The following is a 22,260-nucleotide window of genomic DNA, read 5'->3' as shown; positions in this document are numbered from 1 at the left end:
GCTGTCGTCACTCCCTGCCACCGCCCAACCGAAAAGGAATACCTGTGCCCATCACTGATAGGGAAATTCGTCAGGTCGTCGTCATCGGTGCCGGCCCGGCCGGTTCAATAGCGGCTGCCCTGCTCAAACGCCAGGGCCATGACGTGCTGATCATCGAGCGCCAGCTGTTTCCGCGCTTCTCCATCGGTGAAAGCCTGCTGTGCCATTGCCTGGACTTCGTCGAAGAGGCCGGAATGCTGGAGGCAGTGCAGGCCGCCGGTTTCCAGCCCAAGAATGGCGCAGCCTTCGCGCGTGGCGAGCAATACAGCGATTTCGACTTCGGCGATACGTTCAGCAACGGCAGGCCGACGACCTTTCAGGTGCAGCGCAGCGAGTTCGACAAACTGCTCGCGGACCAGGCCGCGCTGCAAGGCGTGGAAATCCGCTATCAGGAAGAGATCGTCAGTGCCGACTTCGCAGGCCCGCAGCCGGTTTTGCGTGTGAGGCGCGAGGACGGCAGCGAATACAGCGTGCAGGCCAGCTTCGTGCTCGACGCCAGCGGTTATGGCCGCGTGCTGCCGCGCTTGCTGGATCTGGAAGCGCCGTCGGGTTTCCCCGTGCGCCAGGCGGTGTTCACGCATATCGAAGACCGCATCGAAAGCCCGCCCTTCGACCGCCGCAAGATTCTCGTCAGCATCCATCCGCAGCACAGCGATGTGTGGTTCTGGTCGATTCCGTTCAGTGAAGGCCGCTGTTCGATAGGCGTGGTCGCCTCGGCTGAACGCTTCAAGGACAAGCCCGCGGATCTGGATGCCTGCCTGCGCGCCTTTATCGCTGAAACACCGCAACTGGCCAGCGTGCTGAAAAACGCGGTCTGGGACACGCCGGCGAGAACCATCGGCGGCTACTCGGCCAACGTCAAGACCCTGCACGGCAAGGGCTTTGCGCTGCTGGGCAACGCGGCGGAATTCCTCGACCCGGTGTTTTCTTCGGGCGTGACCATCGCCATGCGTTCGGCGAGCATGGCGGCTGGCGTGCTGAGCCGGCAGTTGCAGGGCGAAAACGTGAATTGGGAAAGCGAGTTCGCGGTGCCATTGAAACGTGGCGTCGACACCTTTCGCGCCTATGTCGAAGGCTGGTACGACGGTACGTTCCAGAACGTGATCTTCTACCCCGGCAGCGCTCCGGACATCCGCCGCATGATCAGCTCGATTCTGGCCGGTTATGCCTGGGACGAACGCAATCCGTTTGTCAGCGAGCCCAAGCGCCGCCTGCGCACGCTCTCGGAAATCTGCGCGGGCAGTGGCTCATGAATCGACCGTTCCTGAGTGACAGTTATGTCGAGGAAACCCGCTTCGGCCTGTGGTTTCTGCGCAGCAACATCTGGCAGTACCGCGTGCTGCGCGTGGCGATAGACGACTTGCGCAGCCTGTTCGCCAGCGCGCCGCCGGTTGCGCCGGTGTTGCTCGACGCCGGGTGCGGGCAAGGCCGCTCGTTCCAGCACCTGAACAAGGTTTTTCAGCCCTCCAGGCTCATCGGTGTCGACGCCGACCCGCACAGCCTCGACATGAGTCGTGAAGAGGCGCGGGCCAGAGGCGTAGAGGTCGAACTGATCGGCAGCGACTGCGCAGCCCTGCAAGTGCCTGACGCCAGCGTCGATCTGCTGTTCTGCCACCAGACTTTCCATCATCTGGTCGATCAGCAACAGGCGCTGGCCGAGTTTTACCGCGTACTCAAACCGGGCGGCTATCTGCTGTTCGCCGAGTCGACCGAAGCGTACATCGACACCTGGGTGATTCGCTGGCTGTTCCGCCACCCGATGCACGTTCAGAAAAGCGCGGCGCAGTATCTGCAGATGATCCGCGACCAGGGTTTCGAGTTCGATGCACAGAATGTTTCGTACCCTTACCTGTGGTGGAGCCGCGCCAGGGACTTCGGCCTGCTCGAAGTCTTGAAACTGCAAAAGCCCAGGCCATTCGGGCAACGTGAGGAAACGCTGGTCAATGTCGTGGCCCGCAAACCCCTGGAAGTGGGAGCATCATGATTCGCGTACTGTTTTTAGCCTTCCTGCTGCTCGGCGGCTGTGCGGCACAAGCCCCGCTGCCGACCAGCGCACCGACCCTGCAATTGCCGATGCAGCTGCACATCGAGCGTCGCCAGGCAGATCAGCATCAGGACTGGTTGCTGATCATCCAGCGTGAAAACGGCGGATTGCGCTGGTCGATGATGGACCCGCTGGGCATTCCCCAGGCGCGCCAGTTGCTGATCGACGGAAAATGGCAGGCCGATGGTTTGCTGCCGCCCAATCCCGAAGCCCGCGAGCTGTTCGCTGCGCTGATGTTCGCCATGACCCCGGACCTGGAAATGCATGGCCGCTACCCGACCGCTTACCGCCAGGGCATGCAGCGTCGTCTGGATGACCGCTGGCTGGTCGAATATCAATCGGCCAACGCGTTCACTATTCGCCTCAAGGACAGACTGAGCTACAAAGTCACACCGCTGAACAACGAGAGCCTGCCATGACCGCCTATCTCAACGCACTGGGCGTGATCTGCTCGCTGGGCGACAGCCGTGAAGAGGTGTCGCGCAGGCTGTTCGCCGGCGACAGCTCGGGCATGGTGTTCGAAAGCGGCTGGGTGCCGGAACGTGCATTGCCGGTCGGCGCGGTCAAATCCGCACTGCCGCCCATTCCGCCTGCCGTGCATTTGCATCACAGCCGCAATAACCAGTTGCTGCTGGCTGCCGCCCTGCAGATCGAGGAGGACATCAGCCAGGCTATCACCCGCTTCGGCGCCGGACGGATTGGCGTGATCATCGGCACCAGCACTTCGGGCATCGATGAAGCGAGCGAGAGCATGGCCGTCTGGCTGCGTGAGCGGACCTTCCCCGACAATTACGATTATCGGCAACAGGAACTGGGCGCACCGGCGAATTTTCTCGCCGCCTGGCTGCAATTGAGCGGCCCGGCCTACGTCATCTCGACAGCCTGCACCTCCAGCTCGCGGGCGTTGCTCAGTGCACGGCGGGCGCTGGACATGGGCCTGTGCGATGCCGTGCTCTGCGGCGGCGTCGACAGCCTGTGCAGGCTGACCCTGCAGGGATTCTCGGCACTCGAGGCCATGTCGCCGCAGCTCTGCAACCCGTTCTCCAGCAACCGCAACGGGATCAATATCGGCGAGGCCGCCGCGCTGTTCCTGATGACTCGCGAAACCGACAGCAGGCACTCGATTGCCCTGCTGGGTGCAGGTGCCAGCTGCGACGCTCACCACATCTCGGCCCCCGAACCCACCGGGCGTGGCGCGCGCGATGCCATGCTGCAAGCGTTGCGCAATGCCCGACTCGAGGCGGAACAGATCGGTTATCTGAACCTGCATGGCACCGCCACGCCGCACAACGACGCCATGGAGAGCCTGGCCGTGCAGGGGGTATTTCCGAACGGCGTGCCCTGCTCGTCGACCAAACCGCTCAGCGGCCACACCTTGGGCGCGGCAGGCGCGCTGGAAGCGGCGTTTTGCTGGCTGAGCCTGGCACCGCAGAATACCGAACAGGCCCTGCCCCCGCACTTGTGGGACGGCGAGGCCGATCCGCTCTTGCCTGCTCTGCACTGGACACATGCAGGCTCGCGCCTGACACCTGAAAACGCTCGTTACATGATGAGTAATTCGTTTGCCTTCGGTGGCAACAACATCAGCCTGATTATCGGAGATGCCCCATGACCGAGTGGCCGCTCGCCGAACTCATCCCCCATGCCGGCGACATGATTCTCATCGATCAGGTGCTGAGCTTTGACGAAGAACAGATTCGAACCCGCCTGACCGTGCGCGCCGACGGCCTGTTCAATCAAGCCGACGGCAGTCTGCCGGCATGGCTGGGCATCGAGCTGATGGCGCAGAGCGTCGCGGCCTATGCCGGTTGCAAGGCGCGCAACAAGGGCGAAGCGGTCAAGCTGGGGTTTCTGCTTGGCAGCCGCAAGTTCGACTGCAACGTGACGCGCTTCCCGCTGGGCAGCGAACTGCACATCCACGCCGTGCGTTCCCTGCAGGACGACAACGGCATGGGCATGTTCGAATGCACCCTCACCGGTCCGGGTATCGAGGCTTTTGCCCGACTCAATGTATATTGCCCGCCCAATACTGCTGACTACCTGGCTGAAGGAGCCCCGGCATGACTGAATCGATACTGGTCACCGGCTCCAGCCGTGGCATTGGCCGCGCCATCGCCCTGCGTCTGGCGCAGGCCGGATACGACCTGATCCTGCATTGCCGCACCGGCCGCAGCGAAGCCGAAGCGGTGCAGGCCGAAGTCGTTGCGCTGGGCCGTCAGGCACGCGTGCTGCAATTCGATGTCTCGGACCGGGCCGCCTGCAAGGCCGTTCTGGAACAGGACGTGGAGACGCACGGCGCCTATTACGGCGTGGTGCTCAACGCCGGGCTGACCCGCGACGGCGCGTTTCCGGCGCTCAGCGACGATGACTGGGATCAGGTGCTGCGCACCAACCTGGACGGTTTCTATAACGTCCTGCACCCGTTGACGATGCCGATGATTCGCCGTCGTGCAGCAGGGCGCATCGTCTGCATCACTTCGGTTTCCGGGCTGATCGGCAACCGCGGCCAGGTCAATTACAGCGCTTCCAAGGCAGGGCTGATCGGTGCCGCCAAGGCCCTGGCTATCGAGCTGGGCAAGCGCAAGATCACCGTCAACTGCGTCGCGCCGGGGCTGATCGATACCGCCATGCTCGACGAGAACGTGCCGGTGGACGAACTGCTGAAAATGATTCCGGCACAACGCATGGGCACGCCCGAGGAAGTGGCGGGTGCGGTGAATTTTCTGATGTCGGCCGAAGCGAGCTACATCACTCGTCAGGTTCTGGCCGTCAACGGGGGACTGTGCTGATGAAGCGTGTGGTAGTGACCGGCATGTCCGGCATCACTTCGGTGGGCAGCGACTGGCCGACTATCGATGCACGCTTCACGGCCAATCGCAGCGGCATTCGCCGGATGGACGAGTGGAACCGGTTTGCCGAGCTCAATACCCGCCTGGCCGGTCCCATCGACGATTTCGCCGTGCCGGGGCACTGGACGCGCAAGCAACTGCGCAGCATGGGCCGCGTGTCACGTCTGGCCGTGGCGGCTGCCGAGCAGGCCCTGATCGACGCCGGGCTGCTGAATGACCCGATCATTCGCGATGGGCGCATGGGCACGGCCTGCGGTTCGTCCACCGGCAGCACCGACGAGATCAAGGCCTTCGGCAACATGCTGATCAACTCGGTGGCCGTGGGCCTGAACGCCAATTCCTATGTGCGGATGATGCCGCACACCACCGCCGCCAACATCAGTATCTTCTTCGGCCTGACCGGACGCCTGATTCCGACCTCCAGCGCCTGCACCAGTGGCAGTCAGGGCATCGGCTATGCCTATGAGGCGATCAAGTTCGGCCGTCTGCCGCTGATGCTGGCGGGCGGGGCCGAAGAGTTGTGCCCGACCGAGGCCATGGTCTTCGACGCGCTGTACGCCACCAGCCTGAAGAATGACGCGCCCCACACCACACCACGCCCCTACGACAGCGGACGCGACGGCCTGGTGATCGGTGAAGGCGGCGGCATGCTGGTGCTTGAAGAGCTTGAGCATGCCCAGGCACGGGGGGCGCACATCTACGCCGAAATAGTCGGCTTCGGCAGCAACGCCGACGGCGCGCACAGCACTCGCCCCGAGCAGACCACCATGCGCCGCGCGATGGAGCTGGCCCTCGAAGACGCCAACCTGTCGCCCGACGCCATCGGTTACGTCAACGGTCACGGCACCGCCACCGAACAAGGCGACATCGCCGAGACCCTGGCCACCAGCAGCCTGTTCGGCCCGCGCATGCCACTTAGCTCGCAAAAAAGCTTTCTCGGTCACACGCTGGGAGCGTGCGGCGCGCTGGAATCATGGTTCAGCATCGAAATGCTCAACAGCGATCGCTATATCCATACGCTCAACCTGGTCGACATTGACCCACAGTGCGGCGAACTGGACTACATCGTCGGCGAACCCAGGCACATGAGCAACGAATACGTGATGAACAACAACTTCGCGTTTGGCGGCGTGAACACCTCGCTGATCTTCAGGCGTTGGGGCTAAGGGTATTCTCTGAGCCGCCTGTCGTTCCTCACGCGCCAGCCCACACACCTATCGTTCCCTACGCTCCAGCGTGGGAATACAGTTCTGCACCGCATGCACCGGTCTTGCTGTCGGTTCCCGGCAGATCGCGAGCAAGCTCGCTCCTGCGGCCAGAATCTCAACTATCGTGCGACGCTCCGCGTCGCATGCCGTTCTGGACGCTCCGCGTCCTATCATCCGTGCCTTTGAATCACCCTACGTTGCGCGTTAACAGCTCGGTGAACGCCCTGGCCATGGGCGATTGTTCGTCCTTGCGTTGCACCAGCCACACCGCGCTGGTTGCGCCGGGGTCGAGGACATTGCGGTAGACCACGCCGTCGATGCGCATTCGCCGGTAGGACGCGGGCAGTACGGTGACGCCCAAGCCTGCTGCGACCAGGCCGATGATGGTCATCACTTCGCCCGCTTCCTGGGTGATCAGCGGGCTGAACCCTGCGGCGCGCGCCAGGCTCAGGACTTGCGCGTAGATACCGCTGCCATAAGTGCGCGGGAAGAACACGAACGGCTCGGCGGCCAGTGCCGCCATGTAGATCCCTTCCTCGCTTTCTGCCGCCAGCGGATGGTCGGCACGCATGATCGCCACCAGCGGCTCACTGAGCAATTCGAACACCACCAGTGAATCGGGCAATGCCAGCGGGCGCATGATGCCGACCTGAATGGTCTTGTCCTCAAGACCTGCCGCCACTTCCTGACTGGTGATCTCGGTCAGGGTCAGGTGCACATCCGGGCAGGCCTGACGGAAAGCAAAAATCGCCTGCGGGATGCTCGACGTAAACGGCGCAGACGAAGTGAAGCCAATCTTCAGCTCGCCGATTTCACCCAGTTGCGCACGCCGGGCAACATCAGTGGCCTTGTCGACCTGTGCCAGCACCAGCCGTGCTTCGTCGAGAAACAGCCGCCCGGATTCGCTCAGCTCGACACGCCGGTTGGTGCGTTCGAAAAGACGCGTGCCCAGTTCCTGCTCCAGCGTCTGAATCTGCTGGCTGAGCGGCGGTTGCGAAATCCCCAGCGCCTGGGCTGCGCGGCCAAAATGCAGCTCCTCGGCAACCGCGATGAAGTAACGCAGATGACGCAATTCCATGCGGCCTCCATTAAGTCGTTTTACCTATCAAACAGGTCGAACAATATATTGGATGGAATGATTAGCGAGCTATATGATTTTTTCATTGCCTGCTCAACCGTGCCCCGAGGTCTTTGTGAACCCTGCCGTTGCCCCGCCCACCCCCGACTTGAACACCTCGTCCGTACAGTCGTCGACACTGCCGGGCGATACCTACATCGAGAAGAACACGCCACTGTTCAAACGCACTGCACTGGCGCTGTTCGCTGGCGGGTTTTCGACTTTTACCCTGCTGTACTGCGTTCAGCCGATGATGCCCACGCTGTCCAGCGAGTTCTCCCTGACTGCGGCACAAAGCAGCCTGATCCTGTCCGTCGCCACAGCAATGCTCGCCATCGGCCTGCTGATCACCGGGCCGATATCCGATCGGCTGGGGCGCAAGCCGGTGATGGTCATGGCGCTGTTCTGTGCCTCGCTGTTCACCATCGCCAGCGCCTTGATGCCCAGCTGGGAGGGCGTGCTGATTACCCGAGCTCTTGTAGGTCTTTCGTTGAGCGGCCTGGCGGCAGTGGCGATGACCTACCTGAGCGAGGAGATCCACCCCACCCATCTGGGCCTGGCGATGGGGCTGTATATCGGCGGCAGCGCCGTCGGTGGCATGAGCGGAAGGCTGATCGTCGGGGTGATGATCGATTATGTCAGCTGGCACGCGGCGATGCTGGTGGTCGGCGGGCTGGCGCTGATCGCCGCAGCGGTGTTCTGGAAGATCCTGCCGGCGTCACGCAACTTCCGCCCGCGCTCGCTGCACCCTCGCAGTCTGCTCGACGGCTTTGTCGTGCAGTTTCGCGATGCAGGCCTGCCGCTGCTGTTTCTGACCGGTTTTCTGCTGATGGGCGCATTCGTTACGCTGTTCAACTACATCGCCTACCGCTTTCTGAGCGCCCCCTACAACCTGAGCCAGGCCGTGGTCGGTGTGTTTTCCGTGGTGTACCTGTCGGGCATCTACAGTTCAGCAAAGATCGGCTCGCTGGCTGACCGCCTAGGCCGCCGACAGGTGCTCTGGGCCGTGATCGTGATGATGCTGGCCGGCCTGCTGCTGACCCTGTTCACCCCACTGCCACTGGTGATCGTCGGTGTGCTGATCTTCACCTTCGGCTTCTTCGGCGCACATTCAGTGGCCAGCAGTTGGGTCGGACGCAGGGCCACCACCGCCAGAGGCCAGGCCGCGTCCCTGTACCTGTTCTGTTACTACGCAGGTTCGAGCGTGGCCGGCACCGGCGGCGGCGTGTTCTGGCACTACGCAGGCTGGAACGGTATCGGGGTGTTTATAGGCGTGTTGCTGCTGATCGCCCTTGGTGTGGCGTTGAGGTTGGCAAGGTTGCAGCCGCTGGGGTCGCAGGTTTAGTCACACATAGGGCGATGGCGCATAGGGTTAGCCAAGGTACACTGGCGCATCCGCCAGTTCTGGTAAAGGAAACCGACATGCGCCTCGACCGCCTCCACCTGCAGAATTTTCGTTGCTACGAAGATGCTCATTTCGACTTCCAGCCTGGGTTCAATCTGGTGGTGGGGGTTAATGGCAGTGGGAAGACGTCGTTATTGCTGGGAGTGGCGGGATGCTTCGGGAATCTACTTGGAAGCATTGGCGTCCATCGACCATCGATAGCCGAGTCCGATGTTCGGTTCGAGTTAGTAAAGTTCGAAGACAGGATTCGTTTTGAGCGCAGCTATCCTCTTGTGTTGACTGCCCAAGGTGGCGCGTTTGAGCATCAGGAATGGCACGTATCGCTAGAACGCAGCAGTCTTCAGACAAATTTTAGCGCGCTGAACAGTCTCGTATTTTCGGAAAATCTGATCAGCATCGACGGCGCTACTCACGGGGATTTGCCTGTATTCGCCGTCTATCAAGCCAATCGACGCTGGCTGACGATGAGTGTAACCGCTGAGCATGCTGCACAGAGCAAACCATCAAGACTGGATGCCTACACCTCTTGGTTCGATGCCGCTTCCAACTTGAAAAACTTCGAGACCTGGTTCATCGGCAAGACACTGGAGCGCTTTCAAAGACTGGCCAGAACGGGTTTCCCTGGCATTCTCACCGACGAACTCACCTGGATCAATTCAGCTATCCAGTGCGCACTGCCGGAGTCCAAGGGCATAGAGTACGACATGGAAATGCGGGGGCTGATGGTGGACATTGATGACCGAAAAACCCCGTTCAACGACCTGAGCGACGGGCAACGCGGAATGGTCGCCCTCTTCGCCGATATTGCCCGCCGTATCTGCCTGCTAAATCCGCACATGGGGAAGGATGTTCTAAGCAAGACAAACGGCATCATCGTGATCGATGAACTGGACATCCACCTTCACCCCGGCTGGCAACGCACCATTGCACCCGCGCTGAAAAAAGCATTTCCCAGCATTCAGTTCATCGCTGCCAGCCACTCGCCACAGGTCATCGGCAGCCTGCAACCGGGCGAGGTCATCCTGCTGAATAACCATGACGGCTCTCACCCAAGAGCAACCTACGGCCTGGACTCCAGCAGCATTCTGGAAGAAGTCATGGGCGTGCCTCAGCGTGAGCCTGAAATTGAAGAGTTGCTCGATCAGCTATTCAGCACTCTGGAAAACAACGAGCTTGAAAAAGCCAGGTCGCAGCTTGATGCACTGAAGAAGAAGGCGCCCGATCTACCAGAGTTCGCGGGTGCCGAGGCGCTACTCAAACGCAAGGAGATCATTGGACGATGAGACGCATCATCAAAGGAACTGAGCCTGCGTCATTCACCGAATGGAAAGCCAGTGCAAACGAAGACTGGACGCCCACTTATCCAACCTTGCAGAACCCGCAAAAACGCGACCTGCATGATCGCCTGCTGCAAGAGCAGAACTTCTCATGCTGCTATTGCGGCAGGGAAATAGAACTTGATAGCAGTCACATCGAACATTTCAGACCGCAGGATCATTATCTGCCATTGGCACTGGAGTTCAGCAATCTTCATGCGTCCTGCCTGCGCGAGACCACACCAGGAAGCCCGTTGCACTGCGGCCACTACAAGGGCAACTGGTTCGATGAAGACCTGCACATCTCTCCGACAGAGGACGATTGCGAACAGCGCTTCCGTTACTTGCTGACAGGGAAAATCCAGAGCACATCCCACACCGACCTTCCCGCCACGACGATGATCGAAAAGCTCGCACTCGATATCGCGTATCTGACCAAAAGACGTCAGGAGGCCATCACGGGTGTGTTCGATGAACAGTTCATATCCAGCGCCAGCGATGCGGAACTCGCTAACCTTGTAGACAGCCTGCGCTCGGGCACCGCTAATACCTCTATTGCTTTCGGCCATGTCGTTGCGCGCTATGCGGAGCAATTGCTGACGCAGCGGTAGGCCGCGCCTCAGCGCCTCTCTCCCATTAGCGAGGCACGACCCAAAAAAGAAAATTATTTTCATATATTTGTTTGTATTTCATTTTCGTGTAATTTATTTTCATAACGAAAACAGAGATAAAAATAATGAATACCTGTGATCGCCCTGAAATGCCCCTGCTCCACCTTATTGCGTCATCCCTGCCGAGTACTCCCGAGTCGCCTTCAGGCTGACAGCTTCAGCTGTTGGTGTTGCGCCCTCGCCTACCCACTTTGCAAGGAATCGTCGCTATGTCGCCGTCACCCGGTATTTCGCTATTGGTCTACGCCGCTGTCGCCATCATCGCCTTGATCGTGCTGATCGCGCGTTACCGCCTCAATCCGTTTATCGTCATCACGCTTGTTTCGGTCGGTCTGGCACTGGTTGCGGGAATGCCGGCCAGTGGCGTGGTCGCCTCTTATGAAGCGGGGGTTGGCAAAACGCTGGGGCATATCGCGCTGGTCGTGGCGCTGGGCACCATGCTCGGCAAGATGATGGCCGAGTCTGGCGGCGCCGAGCAGGTGGCGCGCACCCTGATCGATCGCTTTGGCGAACGTAACGCGCACTGGGCCATGGTCTGCATTGCGTTTCTGGTGGGCTTGCCACTGTTCTTCGAAGTCGGCTTCGTTCTGCTGGTGCCGATCGCCTTTACCGTAGCCCGGCGTGTCGGGGTGTCGATTCTGATGGTCGGCCTGCCGATGGTCGCCGGTCTTTCGGTGGTGCATGCGCTGGTGCCGCCGCACCCTGCTGCGATGCTCGCGGTGCAGGCGTATCAGGCGTCGGTAGGACAAACGCTGTTCTACGCCATCCTGATCGGCATCCCCACGGCGATCATCGCCGGTCCGGTGTATGCCAAATTCATTGTCCCGCGCATCCACCTGCCGGCTGAAAACCCGCTGGCCAAACAGTTTCTCGACCGCGAGCCACGCCAGAAGCTGCCCAGCTTCGGCCTGACCATGGCGACGATTCTGCTGCCGGTGGTGCTGATGCTGCTGGGTGGCTGGGCCAACCTGATCAGTACACCGGGTAGCGCGTTCAACAGCTTTCTGCTGTTCATCGGTAACTCGGTGATTGCCCTGCTGCTGGCCACCCTGCTGAGCTTCTGGACGCTGGGCATCGCGCAGGGCTTCAACCGCGACTCTATCCTGAAATTCACCAACGAGTGCCTGGCACCGACCGCCAGCATCACGTTGCTGGTAGGTGCCGGTGGCGGCTTGAACCGCATTCTGATCGACAGCGGCGTGACCAATGAGATCGTCGGCCTGGCGCAGGACTTTCATCTGTCGCCCCTGCTGATGGGCTGGTTGTTCGCGGCACTGATGCGCGTTGCCACCGGCTCGGCGACGGTGGCGATGACCACGGCATCGGGCATCGTTGCACCTGTGGCGATGGGGCTGGGTTATCCACACCCCGAACTGCTGGTGCTGGCGACGGGTGCAGGCTCGGTGATCTTTTCCCACGTCAACGACGGTGGGTTCTGGCTTATCAAGGAGTATTTCAACATGACTGTCGCGCAAACGTTCAAGACCTGGACGGTCTTGGAGACGCTGATTTCCGTCGTCGCTTTCGCCCTGACGCTGGGCCTGGCGCAGGTGCTTTGAGTGGACATTCTGTACCAGATACGTGCCCGTCAGGATTCCTTCAGTGCGGGAGAAGGCCGAATCGCCAGGCTGTTGCTCAGCGATATCGCCTTCGCGGCCAGTGCCAGTCTGGATGAGCTGGCCAGCCGTGCCGAGGTCAGCAGTGCGACGCTGTCACGTTTCGCGCGCAGCATCGGTTGCCGGGATCTGCGCGATTTGCGCCTGCAACTGGCTCAGGCCAGCGGCGTCGGCAGCCGCTTTTTGCATCCGCAACCGGCGCCGGAGCAGTCGGCCTTTTTCGCCCGGATTGTCGACGACATCGAAGCCACCCTGCGCCAGCACCTGGCAGGCTTTGACGCGACACGCTTTGCCGCCGCCATCGCCTGCGTCACCGATGCACGCATGATTCACACATTCGGCATGGGCGGTTGCTCCAGCCTGTGCAGCGAGGAGCTGCAAACCCGGCTGGTGCGCCTGGGTTACCCGGTGGCCGCCTGCCGCGACCCGGTGATGATGCGCATGGTCGCCGCTACGCTTGGCCCGCAACACAGTCTGATTGTCTGCTCGCTCAGCGGGCGCCCACCGGAGCTGCTCGACGCCGTGACCCTGGCGCGCAGCTACGGTGCCCGCGTGCTGGCCATCACCCTGCCTGACTCACCGCTGGCACAACTGGCCGAGGTCGTGCTGCCGTTACAGATTGCTGAAACCAATTTCATCTATAAACCCACCGCAGCGCGTTACGGCATGCTGCTGACCATCGATGTGCTGGCCACTGAACTGGCGCTGTCGAGCCCTGAAGACAACCAGGAGCGGCTGCGCCGGATCAAGCTTGCGCTGGATGAATACCGTGGCGGCGAAGATGGCCTGCCGCTGGGAGACTGAACCATGTTTTATGACCTGATCATCCGCGACGCACTGGTCATTGATGGCAGTGACACACCGGGGGTACGCGCCGATGTGGCGATCAGCGACGGGCGCATTCAGCGCATCGGCAGTCTGACCGACGGCAAAGCCCGGGAAGAAGTCGATGCGGCCGGTCGCGTGCTGGCCCCAGGGTTTATCGATGTCCACACCCACGACGATACGGTGGTGATCCGCAAACCCGACATGCTGCCGAAAATCAGCCAGGGCGTAACGACCGTCATCGTCGGCAACTGCGGGATCAGCGCGTCGCCGGTCTCGCTGAGCGGCAATCCGCCCGACCCGATGAACCTGCTGGGCGACGCCGCTGCGTTCATCTATCCACGTTTCACCGACTACCGCTCAGCGGTTGAAAACGCCAGGCCAGCGGTGAACGTGGCGGCCCTGATCGGCCATACCGCCTTGCGCAGCAACCACATGGATGACTTGTTGCGCAGCGCCAGTCCGGAAGAAATTGCCGCGATGCGCGAACAGTTGCGTGACAGCCTGGAAGCCGGCGCGCTGGGGTTATCGACCGGCCTTGCCTACGCCTCTGCGTTCTCGGCCGAAACCAGCGAGGTCAAACAACTGGCGGAAGAGCTCAGCGCGTTCGGCGCGATTTACACCACCCACCTGCGCAGCGAGTTCGAGCCGGTGCTGGAGGCCATGGCGGAAGCATTCGATATAGGCCGCCATGCGCGCTCACCGGTCATCATCTCGCACATGAAATGCGCTGGTGCCGGCAACTGGGGACGCAGCCCGCAACTGCTGGCAGCCCTGGAAAAAGCCGCGCAGGACCATCCGGTAGGTTGCGACTGCTATCCCTATGCGGCCAGCTCTTCGACGCTGGACCTCAAACAGGTCACTGACGCATTTCGCATCACCATCACCTGGTCTACGCCGCACCCGGATCAGGGTGGCAGGGATCTGCAGGACATTGCCGCCGACTGGGGGCTGTCATTGCTGGACGCCGCACGCACGTTGCAGCCTGCGGGTGCGGTGTACTACGGCATGGATGAAAGCGATGTCGAGCGCATCATGTCTCACCCGCTGGCGATGATCGGCTCCGATGGCCTTCCGGAAGACCCGTTTCCCCATCCGCGCCTGTGGGGCGCGTTCCCGAGGGTGCTCGGGCATTTCAGCCGCGACAAGGGGCTGTTTGCGTTGCACACCGCCGTACACAAAATGACCGGGCTGTCGGCCGCGCGCTTCGCCCTGCACGAGCGCGGCCTTATTCGCGAAGGCTACTGGGCGGATCTGGTGCTGTTCAATCCGCAAACCGTGCGAGACGTGGCGGACTTCAAAGATCCTCAGCGAGCGGCGCAGGGCATCGACGGTGTTTGGGTCAACGGCCGGTTGAGCTATGCCGAAGGCCAGCCGCAAGGCGAGCGACAGGGCAGATTCCTGCCACGCAGCGGTTCGCTGCGGGAGGGCTTTGCGGATGCGAAAGCGCCGACGTAGTCGTCGGCGCTGAAAAGGGAAGGATGACCCTGGTGCGTACAGGGTTACCAGAGGTAGGGAAACAGGAACTCGATCGAGTGCCGGGATAGGTTCAGGGCTACCGGCTTGCGGCCGTCCAACGTTATCAATCCCTCTTTGGCCATCTGGCTCAACAGACTGCGGGTGGTGCGCTCGCCGACGCCCAAGCGGGCCTGAATATCAGCGCGCTGCTGATCGCCCTGATAGAGCAACGCCTTATAGACATCTCGGGCCTCTATACGGAGCTCAGGTAGAGTCTCGCCCTTGCTGTCCGAAAGCGCGCGACGGCTGCGCATCTCGAAATAAACGTCGATCCGCTCGCCAAGCCTTTCCGGTTCAAGCTGCGCGCTGAAGTATTGCACCTGATCCAGGGCAGTCTCCGTGAAGAAACGGGTCCAGCGCAACAGGCCACTATCCGAGAGCTCGCCCCGCCCATCCAGCTCACCTTTGCGCGGGTGGTCGGCGGCGCCAAGCATCTCGTAGTAGGCGGTGACGTTGCGGGCAAATCCACGGCTCATGGACCACAGACCATACCCACCAAAGCCAGCGGCCTTGAGGTACTGATCCGTGAACAGGCGGCCGGTGCGACCGTTGCCATCCATAAATGGGTGAATCCACATCAGCCTGTGGTGCGACGCTGCAGCCGCAAAGAAGCCCGAAAGGCCGTGGATCCAGTCAAGGCGGTACATTCGCTCAAAATCGTTGAGGTATGCGGGCATCTGCTCGACGGTTGGAGGGATGTGCTTGCCGACGCGAACTCCCAATTGCCGGAATTCGCCGGGGACCATACGTACGGTATCGCCCTTCTCATTCAGTTGAATATCCAGCATATCTTCGGGCACGCCAACATAGAACTCGCGGTGCATGCGTGAGATAGCGCTCTTCGTGCATACGTCGACCTGATTGATAGGCTCATCGGTAAGTCGACGCTGGGCTTCAATGTGACGCTTGATCTCCTGCAGGTCCTTGGCACCCTTGAACTCCTGAGGAGCCTCCTCGGCACGCAGAATGTCGGCGGGAATCGTGGAGTTACCCTCGATCTTGTTGCTGTAGTAAGAATTCACCACCCGCAGCAGGTTCATCATCGGCAAACGCAGCGGGCCAGGGATCTTCGCGTGTAGGGCCGCATCGAGCCGCATGATCTGGACGACCTGATCCTGCAGCTCATCGGGGGCTTTGTCTTGGGGGATGTACGGTGTGAATGCCATTTGCCGGTTTCAAACCCCGCCTGATGCCCCTATTTATAGGGCTTTGGTAATTTTTAACCGGCTATTCTTGCCGGATTGCTTGCCGGCAATTTATCACTCATCGCCCCTAAGAGCACTACCGTCGTCCGATCACCAGCTATCAGCCCTGAAAATAAGTAAGAGGAATAGTCTTTTCTATTCCTCTCCCACAAGTTCAGCTCTCAAAAACCAACATCGTCAGCCCGGCAACTACACGTGATACTGCGCCGACAACTCGTGTACGGCTTCAATGAACGCGCCGGCATTGGCCGGGTCGACCTCAGGGGTGATGCCGTGGCCGAGGTTGAAGACGTGGCCGGTGCCGCTGCCGTAGCTGGCAAGGATGCGTGCGACTTCCTGGCGGATGGCTTCCGGGCGGGCGTAGAGTACGGTCGGGTCCATGTTGCCTTGCAGCGAAACCTTGCTGCCGACACGCTGACGCGCTTCGCCGATGTCGCAGGTCCAGTCCAGCCCCAGGGTGTCTGCACCGATGTCGGCGATGCTTTCCAGCCATAGACCGCCGCCTTTGGTGAAGACGATGACCGGCACCTTGCGCCCGTCGTTTTCGCGGATCAGGCCGCTGACGATCTTGCGCATGTAGGCCAGCGAGAACTCCTGATACGCCGCCGAAGACAGGCTGCCGCCCCAGCTGTCGAAGATCTGCACGGCCTGCGCACCGGCCAGAATCTGGCCATTGAGGTAGGAGGTGACTGACTGCGCCAGCTTGTCGAGCAGCAGGTGCATGGCTTGCGGGTTGTCGTAGAGCATGGCCTTGGACTTGCGGAAGTCCTTCGACGAACCGCCCTCGACCATGTAGGTCGCCAGCGTCCACGGGCTGCCGGCGAAACCGATCAGCGGTACACGACCGTTGAGTTCGCGGCGAATGGTGCTGACCGCATCCATCACGTAGCCCAGATCCTGCTGCGCATCGGGGATCGGCAGTGCTTCGATGTCAGCGAGTGTACTCACGGTTTTCCTGAAACGCGGGCCTTCGCCGGTTTCGAAGTACAGCCCCTGGCCCATCGCATCAGGAATGGTCAGTATGTCGGAGAACAGAATCGCCGCGTCCAGCGGGTAGCGATCCAGCGGCTGCAGGGTGACTTCACAGGCGAACTGCGGGTTCTTGCACAGGCTCATGAAATCCCCGGCACTGGCGCGGCTGGCGCGGTATTCCGGCAGGTAACGACCTGCCTGACGCATCATCCATACCGGCGTGACGTCTACGGGTTGCTTGAGCAAAGCGCGAAGGAAACGGTCGTTCTTCAGGGCAGTCATGTCGGCATCCGCAATAAAAGTGCCGGCATTTTCTCAGAGCTCGACGCAAAAGGCACGGCGAGAGCCGTGCCTTTTGTCTATCGAGGCGATTTGCCAAGCCAATTCAGCGGCTTGCGCTGCGCAGGTCTGAGCTATTTGTGCGGATCCTTGACGTCGACAGCCCTGATGATGCCCTTTTCACCGGGTTCGAGTATCAAGCGCCAGGCTCCCCTGCCGGTACTCCTGCCAACACCGGGAAGATCGAGCGAAAAACCTGTTTTGCCGTGTTTATGCAGACTGCCGTTACCGTCCAGTTCGAATCGCTCTGTTGCCTTCCTGACTGCAACGACGAGGTCATCTTCGATGTTTTTCTGAGCGTTCTTGAAGTTGCGACTTTCAAAAAATCCCTCCAGATCAACTTTATACCTCCTGACGCGGCTACCGTTTTCCGGCGATCCGCTATCACTGCCCGAGCCACTGGAGGACTTGGGTTTCGAATGCTTCTTGCCACCGCGCAAACCTGCCGAGGCGTGTACCCACACATTTTGCCTGTCGAGCTGAATCGGCAATTGGTAATAGGCATCCGGCCGGCGCGGATCGATCACCCGCCAGACTGCGGAATCGGCGTCGTACCTGACAGCATAGGCCTTATCGTGTTGCACGGCATAAAAACGGCTCGGCGCGTCTTCCCGGCTTTTTTCGTAAACGCCTTTGTAAAAACCGTCATCGCGTAATTTCAACCCGCCGGGGATTCTTGCCACGGCTGTTCTCGGATCGAGGACAGAACGACCAATGGAGGTCGCTGCGGGCGTCCTGACCCGTCGCCCCTTGGGCAGCGCCAATCCATCGGCCAGTAGCAGCGCCGCCTGAACGAAATACAGCGGGGCGCTTGCCTTGTCATCAGCCGTCGTGGCAACGCCCTGCCATATGGCATAAAAACTGCGCAGCGCGGCCATCGGCAGCCTCACCTTGAAAGGTGCGAAGGTGAGCACGATATCGCCAATAGCCTTGGTGATTTCCCAGGCGCTCTCCCAATTGGTTTCCCACGTGGTATTGGTCTGTTCATCGACAGCAGAAATCACCCGTGCGACTTCAGACTCGTAAACTGCATCGAGAAAACTACCGGTGCAGGGCTGCAGTGCCATGAACAGCGTGTCACGGCCAGAGGTCAGGACGTGCCTGACATGGCCCCGGGACGCCAGAGGAGCCCTGCTCACCAGATAGTCCAGCAGTTCAGGCTCAAGCAGTACTTGTTGCTGAAGTGCCTGCGCATCGCTCATTTCCCGGAAGCATTTGCCGTCGGGTACCTGCGGGGTGAACAGCACCAGGCTGGCCACGCTGGAAAGAGACTCCGCGCCGACCAGCAGTATGCCGCTCAATGTCACACCATTGATCGACAACTGACTGACCTGAATGCGGTGCCCCTCCACCGCCGCACGATCGCCACCTTCAGACGGGTGATCCAGTACGGCGGCGAGCCATTTGTAACCTCTGTTCGCCAACTCGGGAGGGAGCCCTCCATCGCCAAGAAAGTCTCCGGCCATTTTTGCTTCGAGGGCGTCCAGACGCATCTGTGCGCGCATGACGCTCGCGAAACGTTCGCGGTGCCATTGCCCGGCTGTCGAGGTCAATAACTCGGTATTGAGGAAGCGGACATAGTTTTCGCCGACGTTCAGATCACGAATCAGGCTGAACAGATAGCCGGCGCTCAAAAAGCTGATCAGTTGTCCATGATCGTCAAACGCGCGACCGGTGAGCAGAAAGTTGATATCGGTAACGGCAATGTTTTCCAGAGACAGCTCCGTCAGGCTGCGCTGCTGCGTTTCAACATTCGGCTCGATCTCTGAAGGACCGACGTAGGTGTAATCCGTATCGATGATAATGCCTGGGTCAATCTCGATGCTCGCGGTGTGCACAATGACAGCGTCAGGGTCGACTGCAACCCCGTGGTCGAGCAGGATTCGCGCCCGAAGTTTCTCACGCGCGTAGTTGCGCAACTGCTCGGGCTCTCCGTATCCGGAAGGATCGAGCAGGTCCGGTGCCTGAGCTTCGAGCAATGCCTGAGTGTAATCCTGCACCGCCGCTTTCCAGCGATGCTTTTCGACATCGGCCGCGGCCGCGAACCACTCGGGTAGAAACCCGCTTTCGATTTCGGTGGGCTTTCCGGGGTCAAACCAGCCGCGATTTTCCTTGATGGCAAGACGGGTCAGCAGCTCGCGAAACCCCTTGACGTCCTGTTCGAACTGCATGCCCAGCAATGCTCGTTCTTCGGCCTTCAATTGCGCACTGATCGCCAGATAAAAGCTGTCGGTGCCCTCCTTGAATGAAGTGATTTCACCGTTGCCGGTATCCTGTGCACGGTAATTGCCGTAGTCGTCATGCAGCAAAACGATGCTGGTATCGTCAGGGCCTGGCGTGACATACAGGCTCATGCCGTACTCGATGATCACCAGTGCTCGTCCCAGGGTGTCCGTCAGCAGCTGACTGGCAAGGCGGCGGGCCAGCTCATCCGTATAGGTATTGAAGCTGCGCGTTCGCGCCAGACCATCAATGGCCAGACTGCTGCTCCACTCATCCAGAGAAATGTTCAGCGCTTCGCCAAAAGCGTCCGGCAATAGTGTTCTCTCCAGAAAGCCGGTTTCTTCCTGCGCCGTCAACGGCATCTGATCCAGCAATTCCTCGAGGCGTGCGACCGGAACCTCTGGGCATAAGGCACACAGCACGCCCAGCGCGGGAGTCAGAAAAGCCTGCTGACGAACCCATAGGGGCAGAAGAGGGTTACGCGTGCGGGTATCCAGCTGGCTTTTTGAAACGTCCTCATTCGCCGCCACAAGGGCATCGAACAACAGCGGCCTGTGGTCTTTTGCCAACCCGGCGATTTGCTCACGCAGGGTTACTATTCGTCCGGCGACACTGTTGCTGCCCGGAAAGTTACCTCCCATCCCGAGGTCAGAACCCACAGGCAACTGGCTGAAGATCAAGTGCAGCAGCGGCTCATCATCGGAGATCGGAACATCATCCGGCGCAATATAAGCGTCAGCGTTTAGCGTCAGGAGAATACTGCTCTGAACGACGCTGTCATCGCTGCCCTTCAGGAAAACCGCGAGCACTTCGTCGCTTTCGTTGTGAATCCTGATCGACAGGTCTGCTGGCCATTCAGGCAACTGAACCAGCAAGGCAAACAAGGCGTCATCGCCGTCATCCGGAAAAAAATCTTTTTCTGTGAAGCGCTCGACGAACTGGTCGATGATGCGGTCTGCCCGTTCCCGGTTCCGGTGTTCGCGAACAGCAATGCTACTGGGCGTGAACCTGTCCGGCCCGAGAGATTGCTGTTCAGTGGAGCGCGCAAGCTTGCCCCTGGGTGCTGCTTTCAACACGGCTATTTCCTTATAGCGACATGGAGGGCGGGAGTGCCTGTGTGGCAATTGACCTCCCGATGAAAGCGCAAGAGCCTAATGCTTTCCAGGGGCAGTGACCGGGGGCGGAAACAAGCGTTAACAATCGAATATCACGCCCCTTACGGACAGGTCGTGATCGGAGAATCGGAGTTATTTCAAAAGATCTCAAACCCGCCCTGCCGAGCGAGTTGCACCGAGTTCAGGGAAGAAGTGCCAGGCGGGATGTCAGAGACATTGGCACAGTGCCTATGAAGGGTAGACGCTTGTTATCGGGGTGCGCGTCAGCAACGACACACCCCGGCAACACAAGGCTCAGACGCCCAGGTAATCCAGAATCCCTTCAGCCGCATTACGGCCTTCGAAGATAGCGGTCACCACCAGGTCGGAGCCGCGCACCATGTCGCCACCGGCGAAGATCTTCGGGTTGCTGGTCTGGTGCTTGTACTGCGCCTGTTCCGGGGCCACGACACGGCCCTGGCTGTCGGTGCTGATGGTGAACTGCTCGAACCAGGGTGCCGGGCTTGGGCGGAAGCCGAAGGCGATGACCACGGCTTCTGCCGGGATGATCTCTTCGGAGCCCGGAATCGGCTCGGGACTGCGACGACCACGGGCATCCGGTTCGCCCAGGCGCGTCTCGACCACTTTCACGCCTTCAACCTTGCCCTCGCCGATGATGGCGATCGGCTGACGGTTGTAGAGGAACTTCACGCCTTCTTCCTTGGCGTTTTTCACTTCCTTGCGCGAGCCAGGCATGTTTTCTTCGTCGCGACGGTAGGCGCAGGTCACTGACTTGGCGCCCTGGCGGATCGAGGTGCGGTTGCAGTCCATCGCCGTGTCGCCACCGCCCAGAACCACGACCCGCTTGCCCTTCATGTCGACGAAGTCTTCCGGGGCCTTTTCAAAGCCCAGGTTGCGGTTGACGTTGGCGATCAGGAAGTCGAGCGCATCGTGCACGCCTGGCAGATCCTCACCGGGGAAGCCGCCTTTCATGTAGGTGTAGGTGCCCATGCCCATGAACACCGCATCGTATTCTGCGAGCAGTTGATCGATGGTGACATCCTTGCCGACTTCGGTGTTGAGACGGAATTCGATGCCCATGCCGGTGAACACTTCACGGCGATGGCTCAGCACGGATTTCTCCAGCTTGAATTCCGGAATGCCGAAGGTCAGCAGACCGCCGATTTCCGGATTCTTGTCGAACACCACCGGGGTTACGCCGCCACGCACCAGCACGTCGGCACAGCCCAGGCCCGCAGGCCCTGCGCCGATGATCGCGACGCGCTTGCCGGTCGGCACGACCTTGGACATGTCCGGACGCCAGCCCATGGCAAAGGCGGTATCGGTGATGTACTTCTCGACCGACCCGATGGTCACCGCACCGAAACCGTCGTTCAGTGTGCAGGCACCTTCACACAGGCGATCCTGCGGGCACACGCGGCCGCAGACTTCCGGCAGGGTGTTGGTCTGGTGCGACAATTCCGCTGCCGCGAGGATATTGCCCTCGGCGACCAGCTTGAGCCAGTTGGGAATGAAGTTGTGCACCGGGCACTTCCATTCGCAGTACGGGTTGCCGCAACCCAGGCAGCGGTGCGCCTGATCGGCGGACTGCTGGGGCTTGAAAGGCTCGTAGATTTCCACGAACTCTTTCTTGCGTTGACGCAGCAGTTTCTTCTTCGGGTCTTTACGTCCGACGTCGATGAACTGGAAGTCGTTACTGAGACGTTCAGCCATTCTCTGGAGCCTCTTTGCGGCAGCTTCAAGCGACAAGCTTCAAGCTGCAAGAAATCAATTCAGTTCAATTCACAGGGTGGCAAAC

At 60.4% G+C, this 22,260-nt stretch carries 18 protein-coding genes; 13 read left to right on the top strand and 5 right to left on the bottom strand.

Going from position 1 to position 22,260, the window contains the following annotated elements:
- Positions 1–44 precede the first annotated feature (44 nt).
- From KUIN1_RS02350 to KUIN1_RS02320, 7 genes are read left to right on the top strand one after another with little or no spacing between them, the layout of a single operon-like run.
- Positions 45–1,292 carry an NAD(P)/FAD-dependent oxidoreductase gene (locus tag KUIN1_RS02350; protein WP_116886860.1) on the top strand — a complete coding sequence of 416 codons (1,248 nt, stop codon included), beginning with the start codon at positions 45–47 and terminating at the stop codon, positions 1,290–1,292.
- Positions 1,289–2,023: a class I SAM-dependent methyltransferase gene (locus KUIN1_RS02345; RefSeq protein ID WP_024660837.1), complete on the top strand. Its 735-nt coding sequence runs from the start codon at positions 1,289–1,291 to the stop codon at positions 2,021–2,023. The genes KUIN1_RS02350 and KUIN1_RS02345 overlap by 4 nt, the downstream gene beginning before the upstream one ends.
- Complete coding sequence (locus tag KUIN1_RS02340) at positions 2,020–2,502, top strand: hypothetical protein (protein ID WP_003402986.1); 483 nt, start codon at positions 2,020–2,022, stop codon at positions 2,500–2,502. The genes KUIN1_RS02345 and KUIN1_RS02340 overlap by 4 nt, the downstream gene beginning before the upstream one ends.
- The gene (locus KUIN1_RS02335) at positions 2,499–3,695 is read left to right on the top strand and encodes a beta-ketoacyl-[acyl-carrier-protein] synthase family protein (RefSeq protein ID WP_103378149.1); all 1,197 of its coding nucleotides are present in this window, start codon (positions 2,499–2,501) and stop codon (positions 3,693–3,695) included. Before KUIN1_RS02340 ends, KUIN1_RS02335 begins: the two co-directional genes overlap by 4 nt.
- Entirely contained in the window at positions 3,692–4,147 is a 456-nt protein-coding gene (locus tag KUIN1_RS02330; RefSeq protein WP_003346295.1) for an ApeP family dehydratase, read from the top strand. Before KUIN1_RS02335 ends, KUIN1_RS02330 begins: the two co-directional genes overlap by 4 nt.
- Positions 4,144–4,872, top strand: coding sequence for a 3-oxoacyl-ACP reductase FabG (gene fabG / locus KUIN1_RS02325; RefSeq protein WP_024642358.1), 729 nt, complete (start codon positions 4,144–4,146; stop codon positions 4,870–4,872). The genes KUIN1_RS02330 and fabG overlap by 4 nt, the downstream gene beginning before the upstream one ends.
- Complete coding sequence (locus KUIN1_RS02320) at positions 4,872–6,098, top strand: beta-ketoacyl-ACP synthase (protein WP_011266389.1); 1,227 nt, start codon at positions 4,872–4,874, stop codon at positions 6,096–6,098. Before fabG ends, KUIN1_RS02320 begins: the two co-directional genes overlap by 1 nt.
- 229 nt (positions 6,099–6,327) lie before the next feature.
- Here KUIN1_RS02320 and KUIN1_RS02310 read toward each other — a convergent pair whose 3' ends face one another.
- On the bottom strand, positions 6,328–7,218 hold the full coding sequence (locus KUIN1_RS02310; protein WP_011266388.1) for a LysR family transcriptional regulator: 891 nt from the start codon (positions 7,216–7,218) through the stop codon (positions 6,328–6,330).
- A 115-nt stretch (positions 7,219–7,333) separates the two neighbouring features.
- On the opposite strand from KUIN1_RS02310, the gene KUIN1_RS02305 reads away from it, so the two are divergent.
- From KUIN1_RS02305 to KUIN1_RS02280, 6 genes are all read left to right on the top strand, one after another.
- Positions 7,334–8,602: an MFS transporter gene (locus KUIN1_RS02305; RefSeq protein WP_011266387.1), complete on the top strand. Its 1,269-nt coding sequence runs from the start codon at positions 7,334–7,336 to the stop codon at positions 8,600–8,602.
- Between the two features lie 77 nt (positions 8,603–8,679).
- Positions 8,680–9,945: an AAA family ATPase gene (locus KUIN1_RS02300; protein WP_011266386.1), complete on the top strand. Its 1,266-nt coding sequence runs from the start codon at positions 8,680–8,682 to the stop codon at positions 9,943–9,945.
- A complete protein-coding gene (locus KUIN1_RS02295; protein ID WP_011266385.1) occupies positions 9,942–10,589 on the top strand; it encodes a retron system putative HNH endonuclease in 648 nt (215 codons plus the stop codon). The genes KUIN1_RS02300 and KUIN1_RS02295 overlap by 4 nt, the downstream gene beginning before the upstream one ends.
- A gap of 269 nt (positions 10,590–10,858) precedes the next feature.
- Positions 10,859–12,208, top strand: coding sequence for a GntP family permease (locus KUIN1_RS02290; RefSeq protein ID WP_011266384.1), 1,350 nt, complete (start codon positions 10,859–10,861; stop codon positions 12,206–12,208).
- Positions 12,209–13,069, top strand: coding sequence for a MurR/RpiR family transcriptional regulator (locus KUIN1_RS02285; RefSeq protein WP_024651853.1), 861 nt, complete (start codon positions 12,209–12,211; stop codon positions 13,067–13,069). It begins immediately after the preceding gene.
- A gap of 3 nt (positions 13,070–13,072) precedes the next feature.
- Positions 13,073–14,548, top strand: a complete 1,476-nt coding sequence (locus tag KUIN1_RS02280; RefSeq protein WP_152091805.1) for an N-acyl-D-amino-acid deacylase family protein — start codon at positions 13,073–13,075, stop codon at positions 14,546–14,548.
- A gap of 44 nt (positions 14,549–14,592) precedes the next feature.
- Here KUIN1_RS02280 and KUIN1_RS02275 read toward each other — a convergent pair whose 3' ends face one another.
- The 4 genes from KUIN1_RS02275 to KUIN1_RS02260 form a co-directional block, all read right to left on the bottom strand.
- On the bottom strand, positions 14,593–15,774 hold the full coding sequence (locus tag KUIN1_RS02275; RefSeq protein WP_103713760.1) for a Fic family protein: 1,182 nt from the start codon (positions 15,772–15,774) through the stop codon (positions 14,593–14,595).
- 228 nt (positions 15,775–16,002) lie between these two features.
- A complete protein-coding gene (gene hemE / locus KUIN1_RS02270; RefSeq protein ID WP_057457434.1) occupies positions 16,003–17,067 on the bottom strand; it encodes a uroporphyrinogen decarboxylase in 1,065 nt (354 codons plus the stop codon).
- A gap of 131 nt (positions 17,068–17,198) precedes the next feature.
- The gene (locus tag KUIN1_RS02265; protein ID WP_116886863.1) at positions 17,199–20,423 is read right to left on the bottom strand and encodes a dermonecrotic toxin domain-containing protein; all 3,225 of its coding nucleotides are present in this window, start codon (positions 20,421–20,423) and stop codon (positions 17,199–17,201) included.
- Positions 20,424–20,756: 333 nt separating this feature from the next.
- Positions 20,757–22,175, bottom strand: a complete 1,419-nt coding sequence (locus tag KUIN1_RS02260) for an FAD-dependent oxidoreductase (RefSeq protein WP_003403026.1) — start codon at positions 22,173–22,175, stop codon at positions 20,757–20,759.
- Between the last annotated feature and the right edge of the window lie 85 nt (positions 22,176–22,260).

It is taken from the genome of Pseudomonas sp. KUIN-1 (genome assembly GCF_009176725.1).
Lineage (GTDB): Bacteria > Pseudomonadota > Gammaproteobacteria > Pseudomonadales > Pseudomonadaceae > Aquipseudomonas > Aquipseudomonas fragariae.
The sequence above is the reverse complement of the archived record's forward strand: the minus strand, read 5'-3'. Positions and strand labels throughout refer to the sequence as shown.

What these genes read in the sequence shown, in the direction of transcription:
- KUIN1_RS02345 (WP_024660837.1), top strand. Translation starts at nt 1,289, where the DNA reads ATGAATCGACCGTTCCTGAGTGACAGTTATGTCGAGGAAACCCGCTTC.
- KUIN1_RS02340 (WP_003402986.1), top strand. Translation starts at nt 2,020, where the DNA reads ATGATTCGCGTACTGTTTTTAGCCTTCCTGCTGCTCGGCGGCTGTGCG.
- KUIN1_RS02335 (WP_103378149.1), top strand. Translation starts at nt 2,499, where the DNA reads ATGACCGCCTATCTCAACGCACTGGGCGTGATCTGCTCGCTGGGCGAC.
- KUIN1_RS02330 (WP_003346295.1), top strand. Translation starts at nt 3,692, where the DNA reads ATGACCGAGTGGCCGCTCGCCGAACTCATCCCCCATGCCGGCGACATG.
- fabG (WP_024642358.1), top strand. Translation starts at nt 4,144, where the DNA reads ATGACTGAATCGATACTGGTCACCGGCTCCAGCCGTGGCATTGGCCGC.
- KUIN1_RS02320 (WP_011266389.1), top strand. Translation starts at nt 4,872, where the DNA reads ATGAAGCGTGTGGTAGTGACCGGCATGTCCGGCATCACTTCGGTGGGC.
- KUIN1_RS02310 (WP_011266388.1), bottom strand. Translation starts at nt 7,218, where the DNA reads ATGGAATTGCGTCATCTGCGTTACTTCATCGCGGTTGCCGAGGAGCTG.
- KUIN1_RS02300 (WP_011266386.1), top strand. Translation starts at nt 8,680, where the DNA reads ATGCGCCTCGACCGCCTCCACCTGCAGAATTTTCGTTGCTACGAAGAT.
- KUIN1_RS02295 (WP_011266385.1), top strand. Translation starts at nt 9,942, where the DNA reads ATGAGACGCATCATCAAAGGAACTGAGCCTGCGTCATTCACCGAATGG.
- KUIN1_RS02290 (WP_011266384.1), top strand. Translation starts at nt 10,859, where the DNA reads ATGTCGCCGTCACCCGGTATTTCGCTATTGGTCTACGCCGCTGTCGCC.
- KUIN1_RS02280 (WP_152091805.1), top strand. Translation starts at nt 13,073, where the DNA reads ATGTTTTATGACCTGATCATCCGCGACGCACTGGTCATTGATGGCAGT.
- KUIN1_RS02275 (WP_103713760.1), bottom strand. Translation starts at nt 15,774, where the DNA reads ATGGCATTCACACCGTACATCCCCCAAGACAAAGCCCCCGATGAGCTG.
- hemE (WP_057457434.1), bottom strand. Translation starts at nt 17,067, where the DNA reads ATGACTGCCCTGAAGAACGACCGTTTCCTTCGCGCTTTGCTCAAGCAA.
- KUIN1_RS02260 (WP_003403026.1), bottom strand. Translation starts at nt 22,175, where the DNA reads ATGGCTGAACGTCTCAGTAACGACTTCCAGTTCATCGACGTCGGACGT.